Origin of the sequence: Facklamia sp. P9177 (genome assembly GCF_050409585.1) — a bacterium.
In the GTDB taxonomy this organism is placed as follows: Bacteria; Bacillota; Bacilli; order Lactobacillales; family Aerococcaceae; genus Facklamia.
This window is the reverse complement of sequence record NZ_JBNUPE010000006.1, coordinates 25,943-42,181: the sequence shown is the minus strand read 5'-3', so window position 1 is coordinate 42,181 and position 16,239 is coordinate 25,943. Positions and strand designations below refer to the sequence as shown.

The window sequence follows — 16,239 nt, the reverse complement described above, 5'->3', positions numbered from 1 at the left end:
CTAGAACTAATGGTCTTATTTTCATTGTTTTATCCATGATCGCAGTTGCGTTATTCTTGCAAAGATACAAAGTTTTTAAATCGTTAGGACCGGTCCTGACTGTTGTTATAATTGGAATTATTTTTTCTAATACAGGAGTCGTGCCTATCAGTCATAAAGTGTATAATGCTATAAGTTCACTTCTAGTTCCCGTCAGTATTATTATTTGCATGCTAAGTATGGATTTAGTTGAGTTGAAAAAGTAAAAATCCGGTGATTGCTTTAAGTTCAGGTATTTTATCTCTTATGGTGATTGCAACTATCTTAGCCTTCATTTTTCCCCTTATATGGATGAAGGATAAAAGATCGCTGGGATGTTTGTTGCGACCTACACTGGTGGTACTCCTAACTTAACGACTATTGCAACAGTTTTAGATGCTAGTCATCAAACCATTGCGGCTGCTAACGCGTCAGATTACGTTATTGCTACCCCTTTAACAAACTTTATGCTCGCCGCGCCAGCTATGCTTAAAGCTTCAAAAGCTTGGGAAAAGTTTTGGCCTTATCATTTAAGTGAAGAAGAACCTTCAACTAGTGACACGAAAGCATTGATGTCAGATAAAGAGTGGTCCATTAGAGAAACTGCTTAGCTATTAACCATTGGTTTTGGTATAAATATTTTGACTACAGCATTTTCAAAAGCTTACATGCCGGAGACTATTTGGAAGGCTGTTCGTTTAATCTTGTTAACGACCGTTTTATCGGTCTAGCTCAATAATAAACTATGTGCTAATTTAGATTTAGGACTCTTCTTATCCTTAATGTTTTTTCAACTATTAGTTTTGCAGTTGACTGGCAGCAATTTGTAGGTTCTACCTTAACCATGACATTTTAGTTTTTCGAATGTTAGTTGGAGGTTTGACTTTACACTTGTTGATCTGTCGTCTATTTAAGATAGAATATGGATACATGATTCTTTCAATTGTTGGTTGTATCGTCGGTGGTCCAACAGCTTCTCTAACAGCAGCAGCAGCTAATTGGAAGTCTCTTATTGATAGTGGTTTAATTTTAGGAGTTTTAGCAGGAGCTGTAGGTAACTATGTAGGTATTGCTGTCGCTTATTTTACAAAATTCTTAGTTGGCGGTTAATTGATCTAATTACTAATTAGAAAAAATTGCTAAAAAAATTCTGTAGCCACCCATTAAATTTGAATGGTTACAGATTTTTTTATTATGATTTTAGGTAGCCGGTATATTCTGCACAGCGCAGTATACGGTTGGCATTTTCGACTCTTTCTTTAGTTGGAGGTTCTACACCTTCTAATTTGTATCGATAGCCTAATGCAGTGTATTTATAAACACCCATCATATGGTAAGGTAAAACTTCAAACTTTAAGACGTTATTTAAACTGGCTACATAATCGGATAAACGGTATAAATATTCATCAAAATCCGTTCTTGTTGGAACCAATACATGACGGATCCAGACGGCTTTATTAATATCTGATAAATAGCGTGACATTTCAAGAATATTATCATTTGGATGGCCGGTTAGTTTAATATGGCCTTGACGATCGATATGTTTTATATCAAACAAAAGCAGATCCGTATACATCATCAGTTCTTGAAATTTACTAAAAAAAGGCTCTTCATAAGTGAAAGGCTGGCCACAAGTATCTATGGTTGTATGTACTCCATTGGCCTTACATATTTTGAAATATTCGATTAAAAAATCCATCTGTAATAAGGGTTCCCCACCTGATACAGTGACTCCCCCTTCATTTCCCCAGAAAGCACGATACTGAATGGCTTCATTAAATAAGTCTTGTGGGCTGTATTCCTTGCCACCCGTCATCTTCCAAGTATCTGGGTTATGGCAAAATTCACATCGCATTCGACAACCTTGCATAAAAGATATAAAGCGAATACCCGGTCCATCAACTGAACCAAAACTTTCTGTGGAGTGAACATAGCCTTTAATTGCTTGTGCTACTTCTGACATTTCAATTCCTCCATCTAACTTTTAGAAAAAGGAACTGAAATAAAATTCAGTCCCTTTTTCTGAAGTTTTTAATTAATTGTTTAAAGTTTACATTGAAGCGTGCATTGTACGGTTAATAACGTCTAATTGTTGTTCGCGTGTTAGCTTGATAAAGTTTACAGCATAACCTGATACACGGATTGTTAATTGTGGATACTCTTCAGGATGTTCCATCGCATCTAATAAGGTGTCACGGTTAAAGACGTTGACATTTAAGTGATGTCCACCACTTGTCGAGTAACCATCTAACATATTAGCTAGATTAGCTTTTTGAGTGGCTTCTTCTTTACCAAGCGCTTTAGGAATAATTGAGAAGGTATTGGAAATACCATCTAAAGCGTACTCATAAGGTACTTTAGCCACAGAAAGTAAAGAAGCTAAAGCACCATGGGTATCGCGACCATGCATTGGGTTAGCCCCTGGTGCAAATGGTTCTCCTGCACGACGTCCGTCCGGTGTATTACCAGTTTTCTTTCCATAAACAACGTTTGAAGTAATAGTTAAAATTGAAGTTGTTTGTAATGAATCACGGTAAGTTTTATGTTTACGAACTTTTGTCATAAAGTTCTTCAATAATTCTACAGCAATTTGATCCGCACGATCATCATTATTTCCATATTTAGGAAAATCTCCCTCAATTTCGTAGTCAATCACTAAACCATTTTCATCACGAATAGTTTTAACTTTAGCATACTTAATTGCAGATAGAGAATCTACTGCAACTGAGAAGCCTGCAATACCAGTTGCCATTGTACGAAGAACTTTTGTATCGTGTAAAGCCATTTCTAATGATTCGTAAGAATACTTATCATGCATATAGTGGATGATATTTAAAGTATTTACATATAACTCAACAATCCATTCCATCATATCATCATATTTAGCCAAAACTTCATCGTAATCTAAATATTCAGATGTAATTGGCGCATATTGAGGGCCAACTTGCGCTTTAGATTTTTCATCTACCCCACCATTAATGGCATAAAGTAATGTCTTAGCAAGGTTAGCACGCGCTCCAAAGAATTGCATTTGTTTACCTACACGCATAGCAGACACACAACACGCGATCGCATAATCATCACCATATTCTGGACGCATGATCTCATCGTTTTCATACTGAATAGCAGAAGATATAATCGACATTTTAGCTGCATATTCTTTAAAGGCTTGAGGTAATGATGGTGACCAAAGAATTGTTAGGTTTGGTTCCGGAGCCGGACCTAAGTTTGTTAAGGTATGTAAGAAACGGAAAGAGTTCTTAGTAACAAGTGGGCGTCCATCTAAACCTATACCAGCGATTGATTCTGTTACCCAAGTTGGGTCACCAGAGAATAATTCATTGTATTCTGGTGTACGTGCAAATTTAACCAAACGTAATTTCATCACGAAATGATCAACTAACTCTTGTGCTTCGACTTCAGTCAATGTGCCCTTAGCTAGGTCACGTTCGATATAAATATCTAAGAAAGTAGAAGTACGTCCTAATGACATAGCCGCTCCATTTTGTTGCTTAACGGCAGCTAAATAGCCTAAGTATAACCATTGGAAAGCTTCTTTTGCATTCTCAGCTGGACGTGAAATATCAAAGCCATAAATTTCGCCTAATTCTTTTAATTCTTGTAAAGCACGGTATTGTTCAGTAACTTCTTCACGTAATTGAATCACATCGTTATCCATTGTACCATTTCCGATGTTAGCAAAATCTTTTTGCTTTTCTTCCATCAAACGCTCTACCCCGTATAAGGCTACACGACGGTAGTCACCAATAATACGACCACGGCCATATGCATCAGGAAGACCGGTAATAACACCAGAGCGGCGAGCAGCGCGCATTTCTGGGGTATAGACATCAAAAACACCTTGGTTATGAGTTTTACGGTATTGTGTAAAGATATGTTCTGTTTCTGGATCTAACTCATAGCCATAAGCTTCTAAGGAATTCTTAGACATACGAATTCCACCGTAAGGTTGTAAGCTACGTTTAAAAGGAGCATCTGTTTGGAAACCAACGACTGCTTCTTTGTCTTTATCTAAATAACCTGCTTGATGAGAAGTGATAGAAGAAACCACTTTAGTATCCATATCAAGAACGCCACCTGCTTCCCGTTCTTTTTTATTAAGATCCATCACTTGGTCCCAAAGATCTTTTGTATTTTGTGTAGCATCTGCTAGGAAACTTTCATCCCCTTCATATAAAGCATAGTTTTCTTGAATAAAATCACGAACATCGATTTCTTTTTGCCATTTGCTTCCTTGAAAGCCATCCCATGCTTTATTTAATTCGGTTTTATTTGCAATTTCCATTTTAATTCTCCTTTTTTAAAATGATCCGACAATTTCTACACCCATAATATAACACAAGAAAAGTTCAATGTAAACAGTTATTGTGAATTATATAATTAGTGTTAAGCTTTAAATATCAGTGTTTGTTAGAAAAAACAAAATAATAGAGTGTATTCTGTACTCATTGTAGCAATAAGATTATAACAGTTGTTTGCTTTCTGTTTTTTTATTTTAGTACACAGAGTTTTAGTTGTTGATTTTGTAAATAAAAAACAAGCATCTGGTTCAGATACTTGTTTTTTATCTTATTCTTCATCTAACATTTTCAAGCGTGCAGGATGGATGTCTATCACCTTACCTAGTTGATCAAGCTCAACAATCTGACTGCCATTATTCTGGCGTTTACTAATATTGATATCAAAAGCCATCATCTCTAATGATTTACCGGTATCCCCTTGAATAATAATCGGTATATTCCCTTTTTGTAAGGCTAAAGCTTTTAAAATCCGATGGGGATTTGATTTTATTTCTTTTAGAATGAGCGTTCCAACACTGGCGCGATTAGCACTAGCCAGTTCTTCACTATCCATTCGTTTAAGATTTCCTCGATTGGTTAATAAGAAGACTTGTGGTCTTGAAGCTGCTTGATCGATTAAGAGCATCGATACAAGATAATCATCCTTTTTCAGTTTCATACCTACGACCCCTTGTGCTTTTAGTCCTTGAATTGAAACTTGTTCTAAATCAAACCGCAAACCGTAGGAGCGGTGGGTCATACTGGCGATTTGATAGTTCTTGTCTGCTTTAGCTAATCGAGCTGCTACTAATTGATCGTGGTCATCTTGCAATTTAATTGCAGTCATTGTCCGAGTTTTATAGGATCGATAAGTTGAGAATTCTGATAAGAGGGTTTGTTTAATGCGACCTGCTTGTGTCATCATGACAATTCGGTCTTCACTCGGATTATCCGAAGCTTTTTGCGCAAACACCGCAATGATGGACTCCTCTTTATCTAATTGATATTGCTGAGACCAATGTAAACCCAGATCTTTCCAACGAATGTCTGGTAATTCGTGAACAGGTAAATGAATATAATTACCTTTAGATGTGATAATCACAATCGCATCATGAGTCGAGAGTTCTTGAACAAATAATGGATAGTCTAAATCTCTAGATCCTAAATCAGTGGAATCGGAAGCCGTAAATGACCTAACCGAAGTACGTTTCAAGTATCCTTCCTTAGTCACAGACACATAGACTTGCTCTTGTGGGATTAAAAGAGTCTTTTCCAAGGTAATTTCTTCCACTTCCTCTTCTAATTGACTCATTCTCAAACTATTAAACTTTTTCTTAATTTCCTTTAATTCCTTAACCAAAACCTTGTCTAAAGTACTGGCATTAGAAAGGATATTCTCGTACATATGGATTCTTTCGTTAAGTTCAAATTTTTCTTGTTGTAGGCCAACAATATCCGTATTAGTTAAACGGTATAACTGTAAGGAAACAATTGCTTCAGCCTGTGCCATTGAAAAATTATATTGTTGGTGTAAATTATCTTTAGCATTGGCCTTGTTTTCAGATTGGCGAATAGTAGTAATTACTTCATCTAAAATAGAAATAACTCGGATTAAGCCATCAACAATATGAAGACGGTCTTGATCTTTCTTAAGAAGAAATTGAGTTCTTCGACGAATAATGTCTTTTTGATGGTCAAGGTAAGCTTGTAACATTTTTTCTAAGGAACAAAGGACTGGTCGACGATCGTGAATGGCTATCATATTGAAGTGATAATTTACTTGTAAATCGGTGTTTTTATAGAGGTAAGCAAGAATTGGTTCGACCTCTACATCTCTTTTTAGTTCAATGACTAATGAAACACCATTAATATCTGAATCATCGCGAACATCAGCAATCCCTTCTAGCTTTTTAGAAAGACGTATTTCATCTAATTTTTGAATAAGTTTGCCTTTATTAACGTCATAGGGTACTTCACTCACAACAATTTGAGACTTACCACCCTTTAATTTTTCAACTTCTAATTTAGATCGAATAACAACTTTACCTTGACCCGTTTGATAGGCTTCTTTAATGCCCGCTTTACCTTGGATAATACCACCCGTTGGAAAATCTGGTCCTGGTAAATACTTCATTAACTGGTCGACACTGATTTTATCGGGATGCTTAATCATATAAATTAAAGCGTCAATGACTTCCCCTAAGTTGTGTGGAGGAATATCGGTTGCATAACCTGCTGAAATACCGGTTGCGCCATTCACTAGTAGATTAGGAAAGCGAGCGGGTAAAACACGAGGTTCTTCAATGGTATCATCAAAGTTCAGAATCCAATCGACTGTTTGAGAATGGATATCTCTTAAGAGTTCCATGGCGATACTTGAAAGCCTAGCTTCTGTATAACGCATTGCCGCAGCTGGGTCGCCATCCATGGAACCATTATTACCGTGCATGTCGATCAAAGGTTGGCGGTTTTTCCAACTTTGAGACATACGAACCATGGCCTCATAAACCGATGAATCTCCATGTGGATGATAATTACCGATCACATTCCCCACTGTTTTGGCTGATTTGCGATAAGCTTTTTCAGCAGTATTTCCTTCGGCAAACATAGCATATAAAATACGTCTTTGAACGGGTTTTAAACCATCGCGAATATCGGGTAACGCTCTATCTTGAATGATATACTTGGAATAGCGACCAAATCGATCACCGATAACCGATGAAAAATTTAATTCTTGGACTCCTTTATTTTCTAGTTCAGTCATTATAAATCACCTCCAAATAAATCAATTTGTCCATTTTCATCCACTAAATCCTTACTTGGATTTTCATTAAGGTCAGTAGACGGCTCTTTTTTTGATAGCGTATTTTGTGTTTTCGCAGATGCTTTTGAAGCTGGGTTTTTAGCCACTAACAAGGCTTCCTTGTCTTCTTGTGCTAGAGAGTGGTTGGTTTGGGTGTTTTCTTTTAATAGAGAATCTTCTTCATCCATGGTAAATTGAACATTTTTTTCAATCCATTTACGGCGAGGATCTACTTTACTACCCATTAAAGTCGATAAGCGCTTTTCGGATAACGAATCATCGTCAAGAGTTACTCTTATCAATAAGCGTGAGGAAGGATTCATAGTCGTATGCCATAATTGATCCGCATTCATCTCTCCGAGCCCCTTATAACGTTGTAAGATGTAGCCTGGTCCCACTGCTTTAATTTTTGCTTGTAGTTCTTCATCTGTCCAAGCGTATTCGATTCTTTCATTCTTACCTTTTCCCTTTGATACCTTATATAGAGGCGGCATGGCCAAATAGACCTTGCCTGCTTCAATCAATGGCTTCATATAGCGGTAGAAGAAAGTTAAAAGCAGTACTTGAATGTGAGCACCATCCGTATCCGCATCCGTCATAATGACCACTTTATCATAGTTAGCAGCTTTAATATCAAAATCAGCCCCTACCCCTGCACCAATTGTGTAGATGAGGGTATTAATTTCTTCATTTTTCATAATATCGCTTAAAGATGCTTTTTCAGTGTTGATGACCTTACCTCTTAAAGGCAATATGGCTTGAAATTTACGATCACGCCCTAATTTAGCTGAGCCACCGGCCGAATCTCCCTCCACGATATAAAGTTCATTCTTTGAAGCATCTTTTGACTGGGCCTTAGTAAGCTTACCTGAAATTAAGCGTTCTTGTTGTTTATTAGAGTTAGATGAACGTGAAGCCTCACGCGCTTTGCGAGCAGCTTCTCGTGTTTGTCTAGCCTTTAAAGCTTTTCTTAAAATAGTTTGCGCCCAATTACCGTTTTCTGCTAAATAATAACCTAAGTGCTCTGTTACAAAAGATTCAACAATGGTACGTGCCTTTGGACTTCCTAATTTGTCCTTCGTCTGTCCTTCAAATTGTAGATATTGCTCAGGAATACGAACCGATACAATGGCTGCCAGTCCTTCCCGGATATCGGACCCTTCTAAATTTTTATCCTTTTCTTTAATCAAACTCATTTTACGACCGTAGTCATTAAATACCTTGGTAATAGCTGTCTTCATGGCCGTTTCATGCGTGCCTCCACCATTAGTACGAACATTATTAGCAAAAGAAAGAATGGTTTCTGAATAACCATCATTATACTGCATGGCAAAATCAATCTCAAAATCTTCTGATTGGCTTGAAAAAGCCACCACATTTCCCATGACTTCTTTATCTTCATTAAGATATTGAATAAAATCTTGTAAACCATCTTCATAATGAAAAGTCTCTGAAATGTCTTTTCTTTGATCATGAATTTCAATGGTAATTCCTTTTAAAAGGAAGGCTGACTCTCTCAGTCTTTCGGAAATGGTTTCATAGTTAATGGTAGAAGATCCAAATATTTTTTCATCCGGCATAAAATGAACACTTGTACCAGTGTCTGATTGATTATTGTGCTTAGTCTTTTTTAAAGAGCTGGCAGGACGTCCGCCCTCTTCAAACCGCATATGGTATTGGTATCCCTCTCGAATAACCGTCACTTCCAACCATGAAGATAAAGCATTTACGACCGAGGCTCCTACTCCATGAAGCCCTCCAGCGGATTTATATCCACCTTGGCCAAACTTACCACCAGCATGTAATACAGTGAAAATAACTTGAACCGTAGGAACCCCTGAAGCATGCCTACCAATCGGCATGCCCCGGCCATTATCAGTAATGCGAATCGAGCCATCTGCTTCTAAAGACACAACAATTCGATTTGCAAAGCCTGATAGAGCTTCATCTACAGAATTATCAACAATTTCATAAATAAGATGGTGAAGGCCCTTTTGATCAGTCGATCCGATATACATACCCGGTCTTTTTCTTACGGCTTCTAGACCTTCTAATATCTGAATGGCATCATCATTATAATTGCTTAAATTCACTTTAGAATTTTTGTTTGCCATTTTCTCACCCTTTTAATGTTATTTAATAAGAAATAGTCATGCATTTTTTGAATAATCTTTTAACGATAGTATCTATTCAGTATAAAGGCTCTATTTCCCAACTCTATTATCATAGCAGAATAAATCCCGCTTTGACACTTTTGATTTACTTAAAGTTGTTTTGATGCTTAAAAGTCAAAAATATTGCATTTTTATAATTAAGAAATTCGCTTGGTGAAAATTATTCAATCATGTTAGAATGAAGATAGTAAACTAGGAGGTTAATAAATGTTAGCTATCTTAATGATTATTGTCGGATACTTGGCGGGATCGATTCCCTCAGGTGTCTGGTATTCAAAATATATCCACAATATCGATGTTCGGACCCTCGGTTCAGGCAATTCTGGTGGTACGAATATCGGCAGAAATTTTGGACCGATTGCAGCCATTGTGGTTATTATTGTGGATATTTTAAAGGGCTATCTTCCAGTTTTAATGGCCCAACAGCTCTTAGGCTCGGATAGTGATTTAGCTATTATGCTAACGGCTATTGCTGCTGTTCTGGGACATGCCTATCCAATTTTCAGTCAATTCCGTGGCGGAAAAATCGTTGCGACATCGGTAGGTGTACTATTGGCATTTAACTTTTATATTGCTTTAGCCATGGTCGCTCTCTTTATAACCATTCTCTTATTGACATCAATTGTGAGTATTGCTGCCATGACCTCTTTTTTGCTGGTCGCTATTTGGATTATTCTACGAGAACCTTTAGTATATTCTTGGGGCTTTGCCTTTATGGCTGTTTTGATGGTCTATCGTCATCGAGAGAATATTCAAAGACTGCTTAAAGGAGAAGAAAGTCGAGTGACCTTCGGTTTAAATCCTAGAAAAAAATAAATTAAAATAGCTAAGGCATTTTCCTTAGCTATTTTTATCTTTTTAATTTTATTCACCCTTGAAAAATTCCATCGTCAAATCATGAGTACTGATGGATTGGGGGGCTAAACTATGAATTCCCCGTTTATGCTTAAATAGCTCAGGCTCATTGGCAATATCCGGTAAGCCAGACCATGCTTCTACGGCTAAGAAAGGAGCTCGCTTAGGATAAGGAGACCATAAAGCAACATAGTCAAAGCCAATAGAACGAAATTTAATTTCAACATCATTAATAGCATCCATTAAGATAAGTTCAGCTTTTTCACTCACTTGATAGATTAAGGCATCATTTCTAAATTGTTTGTGACGCAACTTTTGATTAATCACTTCTGTATACTTAGCTCTTTCTAAGTTGACTAGGCCATCATTATTAGTTTGTAAGAGATAATAATACCCTTCTGGATTTAATTGGTAACTTACTTGATTGAATTCCGGATAATTTCTTCCTACTGTATGTGGGAGATTAAAGGCCGGATGATAACCCACTGAATAATATAAAGGTTTTTCAAGTGAAGGATTATAAACTTCAAAAGTAATTGTTAACTTATGATCATATAAAACATAATTAACCTGAAGCGAAAATTCAAAGGGATAGGATTCTAGCGTGTTTTTATTGTTTTTTAAGTAAAAACTTGCAGAAGATTCGGTTTGACTTTGAACAGTAAAGGTATAATCTCTAGCAAACCCATGGCGACTCATTTGGTAGAATTTTCCACCATAAAGATACTGATCATCCTGTAGGCGCCCAACGATGGGAAAAAGGATGGGGGCACTGCGAGACCAATAGAAAGGGTCTGCTTGCCAGAGAAATTCATAGTCTGTCTTTAGATCAGTAATTGACTGGACTTCTGCCCCATTCTCAGTTATCTCCACTTTTAAAAAACTATTTTGAATGGTTACCATAGGCTTCACCCATTTCTTTATAAGATATAGTGGCTAAGATCTTGATTCTCAACCTTATCTGCTAATTTATCATCGACGTATTTTTCAGTAATTTCAATTACCATTGGTGTGTCTGCTGCTTCAAATAATAATTCTTCTAAAACTGTCTCAATAATCGTATGTAGGCGTCTTGCTCCAATATTATCTGTATTGCGGTTTAAGGTTTCCGCATAGTAGGCCATTTTCTGAACTGCTTCATCGCTAAAGTTAACAGTCACCTCTTCAGTAGCTAAAAGGGCCTGATATTGGATAAGTAAGGCATTTTTAGGTTCGGTTAGAATTTTAACAAAATCGTCAGCGGTTAAGTCCTGAAGATTGACTCGAATGGGAAAGCGTCCTTGTAACTCTGGTATTAAATCAGAAGGTTTAGCAACATGGAAAGCACCTGATCCCACAAAGAGAATATGATCAGACTTTATAATACCGTATTTGGTTTGAATTTGACTACCTTCAACGATTGGTAAAATATCACGCTGAACACCCTGTCTTGAAACTTCTCCCGATTGATTACTTGAAGAGGCAATTTTATCTAACTCATCAATAAAAATAATACCGTTTTTCTCAGCTAGTTTTAAGCCTTTTTGATGAATATCCTCTTCGTTTACCAATTTGTCTGCTTCGTCTACTGTTAATAACTTAAGCGCTTCTTTGACAGTCACTGTACGCTGAATCATTTTCTTAGGTCTTAAAGCGTTGAGGGATTCTTGCATATCCATCATTTGCTCCATAGCAGGATTAAGTGAGTTTAACTGTAGTTTCTTTTCTTCCATTTCAATAGTCACTTCTTGTTTATCCAACACACCCTCACGAATTTGCTGGCGAATATGACGACGGTTGGAAGCCACTTCTTCCGTCACTTCTTCTTTTTCTGCGTCTACTTCACCACGCATTTGGCGCATAAAAGCTTCCATATCTGGCAAGACGAAGCCACCGGCATTGTTAGGATCTTTTTTTACTTCCTTCTTTTTCTTCTTACCAGGGACTAGTGCTTTAGCAATTCGATCAATTGCTTTTTCACGTGCTTCATCTTCAACCTCTTGGCGCATTTCATCACGAACGATACGAATTGCTTGCTCTACCAAGTCTCTGACCATTGATTCTACATCACGACCAACATAACCAACTTCGGTATACTTAGTGGCCTCCACCTTTAAAAAAGGGGCCTTAATAATCTTGGCTAGACGTCTAGCAATTTCTGTTTTTCCAACTCCGGTTGGACCAATCATTAATAAATTTTTAGGTTTTACTTCATCTTGCATTTCAGCTTCAAGGCGTAACCGTCTTTGTCTATTTCGAATAGCAACGGCTATTGAACGTTTGGCTTCTGCTTGACCAATGATATATTTATCTAATTCTGCAACTAATTGTCTGGGACTTAATTCCATTCTTACATTCTCCTTTAAATCTAGGATTCAAAACTTTCGACCATGATTTGTTTATTAGTATAAACATCAATTTCAGCAGCAATTTCTAGGGCTTGAGAAACGATCTCTTTTGCACTTAATTGCTCACTTGTTCTAAGCATGGCTCTAGCTGCTGCCAAGGCATAATTGCCCCCCGAACCGATGGTTAAAATACCGTCATCCGGTTCGATAACTTCTCCCGTGCCGGATACTAATAAGAGACTTTCTTTATTCATAACGATTAAAAGGGCTTCTAACTTTTGTAAAGAGCGATCTGTCCGCCATTGTTTGGCTACTTCTACAGCTGCTCGAGTTAATTGGCCTTGATGGGCTTGTAACTTCGTTTCAAACATTTCTGACAAGGTAATAGCATCAGCAACTCCTCCGGCAAATCCAATAACCACTTGATCGTTAAAAATTCTACGAAGCTTGCGGGCACCACCTTTCATAATGACCGTTTCTCCCATTGTAACTTGACCATCTCCCGCCATTGCTAATTTATTATCTTTTTTAACTGCACATATTGTTGTCATTTATTCTTCCTCCTGCTTCTTTCTACGAGCTCTCGGATGAGCTTTTAAGTATTCTGATCGCATTTTATCGCCGGTTATATGGGTATATATTTGTGTAGAAGATAAATTCTCATGGCCTAGGAGTTCTTGGACGGAACGTAAATCTGCCCCACGATTTAATAGATGGGTCGCATAAGAATGTCTCAATTTATGGGGATTAATCTTTAAATTAAGCTGACTTTCTTCTACTATTTTTTGCAAAATATGGCGCACTTGATCAGGGTTAATTGCTTTCCCTTTTTCCGATAAGAATAATATATCATTATTTCTTTGATTCTGCATGGACCATTTACTTAATAACTCTTTACGCTCCGTTTCAATATAATCTTTTAAAGCTCGCATAGCTGGATCTCCAAAAGGGACAATTCGTTCCTTATTCCCCTTGCCGAACACACGTAGAATTTGCAAGGAAAAATCAAGTTGGTCTAGTCTTATCTGACAGCATTCTGAAACGCGGATACCCGTTGCATACATCAATTCAAGGATGGCGAGGTTTCGCTTGGGATAATCTAAAAGACTAGTTTTAGCTACTTTAATGAGACTTTCAATTTCATTTTCATAGAAAAAAGAGGGTAAATGAGTCTCTTTTGCTTTATAAGTAATTAACTCCATTGGATCTTGGTCAATCCAATGCCGACGCAAACAATAATTAAAAAAAGAACGTAAAGAGGATAATTTTCTGGCAATCGTTTTGGGATTAAGCGAGCGTTCGTTTAGATAGGCTAAATAAAGCCTTAAATCTTGATAGGAAATTTGCTCTAAGCTAACTTCTCCTGAACTTTTAATAAAAAGCCAGAATTGGTTCAGATCTCTTTGGTAGGCGATGACTGTATGTTGAGAATAACGACGTTCGTTCAATAAATAATTCAAAAAATTAATAATCTTATCCTGCATCATTTATCACCTCAATTTCCTCTTTTTTATTATACCTTTTCTTTGAATTCATAGCCAATTAAGCGCTATATTCAAAATGCAGGCTAAAAGTAAATTTTATAGTTCAGTTAATATTGCTAAATAGATAAAAAACCGAACACTCACAAAACTGTGAAGCATTCGGTTTTAGCTAAATTGATTGATTTAAAGAAGTTTTTTAAAATTCGCTTAGCTTTCTATGGCTTCAGTATAATCACAAGAAGAACATTGAACTTGCTTGCCTTTACGAGATTTCTTTTCGATAAGATACTCATTACATTTTGGACAATTACGACCGATTGGTTTGTCCCAAGAAACGAATTCACATTCTGGATATCTTGAACACCCATAAAATATTCGGTTCTTCTTCGATTTTCTTTCGATAATTTCGCCCTCTTTGCATGTAGGACATTTTACACCAATTTCTTTGACGATGGCTTCAGTATGACGGCATTCTGGAAAATTGGAGCAGGCATAAAACTTACCATAGCGACCAATTTTGATGACCATTGGATTGCCACACTCTGGGCAGTCAAAACCAGCTGGTTCATTTTTTATCTCAATTTTTTCCATCTCTTCTTCTGCCTTGTCTAAATCTTTAGCGAAAATCTGATAAAAGTCATTCAGAACTTTCTGCCATTCTACTTTATTTTCCTCGATTTGGTCAAGTTTATTTTCCATCCCAGCTGTAAATTCAGAATCAACAATATCTGGAAAGTAAATTTCCATCATGTCATTGACAATTTCTCCTAGTTCTGTCGGCGTAAAACGTTTAGCTTCCATTTTAACATAGTAGCGTTTACGCAAGGTTTCTAAGGTTGGTGCGTAAGTGGAAGGTCGCCCAATCCCCAACTCTTCAAGCATTTTAACTAGGCTGGCTTCATTATAGCGTGCTGGTGGTTGAGTAAAATGCTGACTTGGATCAATCTTTTCAGCTGTAACTGCATCTCCTTCTTTCAAAGCTGGCAGATAGTTATCTTTATCTGATTTACTTGGATAAACTTTCAAGAAGCCTTCAAATTTAATGCGTGAACCATTCGCACGAAAGAGAACATCATTTTGAATGATATCCGCTTTAATTGTATCATAGACGGCATTTGACATTTGTGAAGCCACAAACCGTGCCCATATTAAAGCATAGAGACGGAATTGGTCCTTAGTTAATGAATCTTTAATCGATTCGGGTGTTAAACTGACATTTGAGGGACGTATAGCTTCATGAGCATCCTGAGCCCCTGCTTTATTATTGACCTTATGTCCTGCTCCCAAATACTGCTCACCATAGGTATCTTTAATAAAATCTCCTGCCATCTTTTTGGCTGTTGGTGAAATTCGAGTCGAATCGGTACGCATATAAGTAATCAAGCCGATGGTGTTACGACGAATAGATATGCCTTCATAAAGCTGCTGAGCAATCATCATGGTTTTGCCGGTACGGAAATTCAAACGATTGGCAGCATCTTGCTGCAAGGTAGAGGTAGTAAACGGTGCATTGGGCTTACGAAAACGTTCTTTTTCAGTAATTGATTGAAGATTAAATTCACCTTTAAGGTCAAGACGTTTCATAACTTGATCAACTTGCTCTTTATTCTTGAGCTCAGTTTTTTTACCGTCTAGTCCATAGAATTCTGCTTCAAATTTCGACCGTCCTTTTTTAAAGTTCGCTGGAATTTTCCAATATTCTTCTGGTTTAAATTGGCGGATTTTCTTTTCACGGTCAATAATTAGTTTTAAAGTGGTCGATTGAACACGCCCTGCTGATAAACCACCTTTAATCTTCTTCCATAATAAAGGTGAGATAGAATAACCCACTATTCGGTCTAAAATTCTTCTTGCTTGTTGAGAATCCACTAAGTCTTGATCGATTTGTCGTGGTTGCTTAAATGCTTCTTTAACCGATTCTTTAGTAATCTCATTAAATACTACACGGTTAGCCGCTTGCGGATCTAATTTTAATAGATAGGAAAGATGCCAAGCAATTGCTTCTCCTTCACGGTCCGGGTCACTTGCTAAATAGACTTTTTCAGCCTTATTGGCTAATTTTCTAAGCTCCTTAATGGTATCGCCTCTGCCCCTAATTGAAATATAATGCGGTTCAAAATTATTTTCTAAGTCAATGCCCATTCGTGATTTCGGTAGATCTCTGAGATGACCTTTTGAAGCAACGACTTTATAATTTTTGCCTAAATATTTATCAATGGTTTTGGCTTTGGTTGGTGATTCGACTATGACGAGATATTTATAGGCCAAGTAACAATC

General features: G+C 37.1%; 12 protein-coding genes. 3 read left to right on the top strand and 9 right to left on the bottom strand.

Going from position 1 to position 16,239, the window contains the following annotated elements:
• Window positions 1–353: 353 nt before the first annotated feature.
• Together ACQV18_RS04685 and ACQV18_RS04680 are read left to right on the top strand one after the other, a co-directional pair.
• Window positions 354–629, top strand: a complete 276-nt coding sequence (locus ACQV18_RS04685; protein WP_428873404.1) for a hypothetical protein — start codon at window positions 354–356, stop codon at window positions 627–629.
• Between the two features lie 253 nt (window positions 630–882).
• The gene (locus ACQV18_RS04680) at window positions 883–1,128 is read left to right on the top strand and encodes a DUF819 family protein (RefSeq protein ID WP_428881773.1); all 246 of its coding nucleotides are present in this window, start codon (window positions 883–885) and stop codon (window positions 1,126–1,128) included.
• An 82-nt stretch (window positions 1,129–1,210) separates the two neighbouring features.
• Here the strand turns inward: ACQV18_RS04680 and pflA are convergent, their stop codons facing one another.
• The 4 genes from pflA to parE all read right to left on the bottom strand — a co-directional run bounded on the left by pflA (window position 1,211) and on the right by parE (window position 9,236).
• Window positions 1,211–1,981 (bottom strand): pyruvate formate-lyase-activating protein, encoded by a 771-nt coding sequence (gene pflA / locus ACQV18_RS04675; protein WP_428873406.1) that lies wholly within the window; start codon window positions 1,979–1,981, stop codon window positions 1,211–1,213.
• A gap of 87 nt (window positions 1,982–2,068) precedes the next feature.
• Window positions 2,069–4,324 (bottom strand): formate C-acetyltransferase, encoded by a 2,256-nt coding sequence (pflB, locus tag ACQV18_RS04670; protein WP_428892637.1) that lies wholly within the window; start codon window positions 4,322–4,324, stop codon window positions 2,069–2,071.
• 284 nt (window positions 4,325–4,608) lie between these two features.
• Window positions 4,609–7,083, bottom strand: coding sequence for a DNA topoisomerase IV subunit A (gene parC / locus ACQV18_RS04665; RefSeq protein WP_428876251.1), 2,475 nt, complete (start codon window positions 7,081–7,083; stop codon window positions 4,609–4,611).
• Window positions 7,083–9,236, bottom strand: coding sequence for a DNA topoisomerase IV subunit B (parE, locus tag ACQV18_RS04660; protein ID WP_428892636.1), 2,154 nt, complete (start codon window positions 9,234–9,236; stop codon window positions 7,083–7,085). The genes parC and parE overlap by 1 nt, the downstream gene beginning before the upstream one ends.
• Window positions 9,237–9,503: 267 nt before the next feature.
• Here parE and plsY point away from each other — a divergent pair, with 267 nt between their 5' ends.
• Entirely contained in the window at window positions 9,504–10,112 is a 609-nt protein-coding gene (gene plsY, locus ACQV18_RS04655) for a glycerol-3-phosphate 1-O-acyltransferase PlsY (protein WP_428873410.1), read from the top strand.
• Between the two features lie 48 nt (window positions 10,113–10,160).
• Here the strand turns inward: plsY and ACQV18_RS04650 are convergent, their stop codons facing one another.
• The 5 genes from ACQV18_RS04650 to topA all read right to left on the bottom strand — a co-directional run bounded on the left by ACQV18_RS04650 (window position 10,161) and on the right by topA (window position 16,230).
• Window positions 10,161–11,054, bottom strand: coding sequence for an aldose 1-epimerase family protein (locus ACQV18_RS04650; protein WP_428873411.1), 894 nt, complete (start codon window positions 11,052–11,054; stop codon window positions 10,161–10,163).
• Window positions 11,055–11,071: 17 nt separating this feature from the next.
• The gene (gene hslU / locus ACQV18_RS04645) at window positions 11,072–12,478 is read right to left on the bottom strand and encodes an ATP-dependent protease ATPase subunit HslU (protein ID WP_428892635.1); all 1,407 of its coding nucleotides are present in this window, start codon (window positions 12,476–12,478) and stop codon (window positions 11,072–11,074) included.
• Window positions 12,479–12,498: 20 nt separating this feature from the next.
• The gene (hslV, locus tag ACQV18_RS04640; protein WP_428873413.1) at window positions 12,499–13,029 is read right to left on the bottom strand and encodes an ATP-dependent protease subunit HslV; all 531 of its coding nucleotides are present in this window, start codon (window positions 13,027–13,029) and stop codon (window positions 12,499–12,501) included.
• Complete coding sequence (gene xerC, locus ACQV18_RS04635) at window positions 13,030–13,962, bottom strand: tyrosine recombinase XerC (RefSeq protein ID WP_428873414.1); 933 nt, start codon at window positions 13,960–13,962, stop codon at window positions 13,030–13,032. It abuts the gene before it with no gap.
• 207 nt (window positions 13,963–14,169) lie between these two features.
• Window positions 14,170–16,230 (bottom strand): type I DNA topoisomerase, encoded by a 2,061-nt coding sequence (topA, locus tag ACQV18_RS04630; protein WP_428892634.1) that lies wholly within the window; start codon window positions 16,228–16,230, stop codon window positions 14,170–14,172.
• Between the last annotated feature and the right edge of the window lie 9 nt (window positions 16,231–16,239).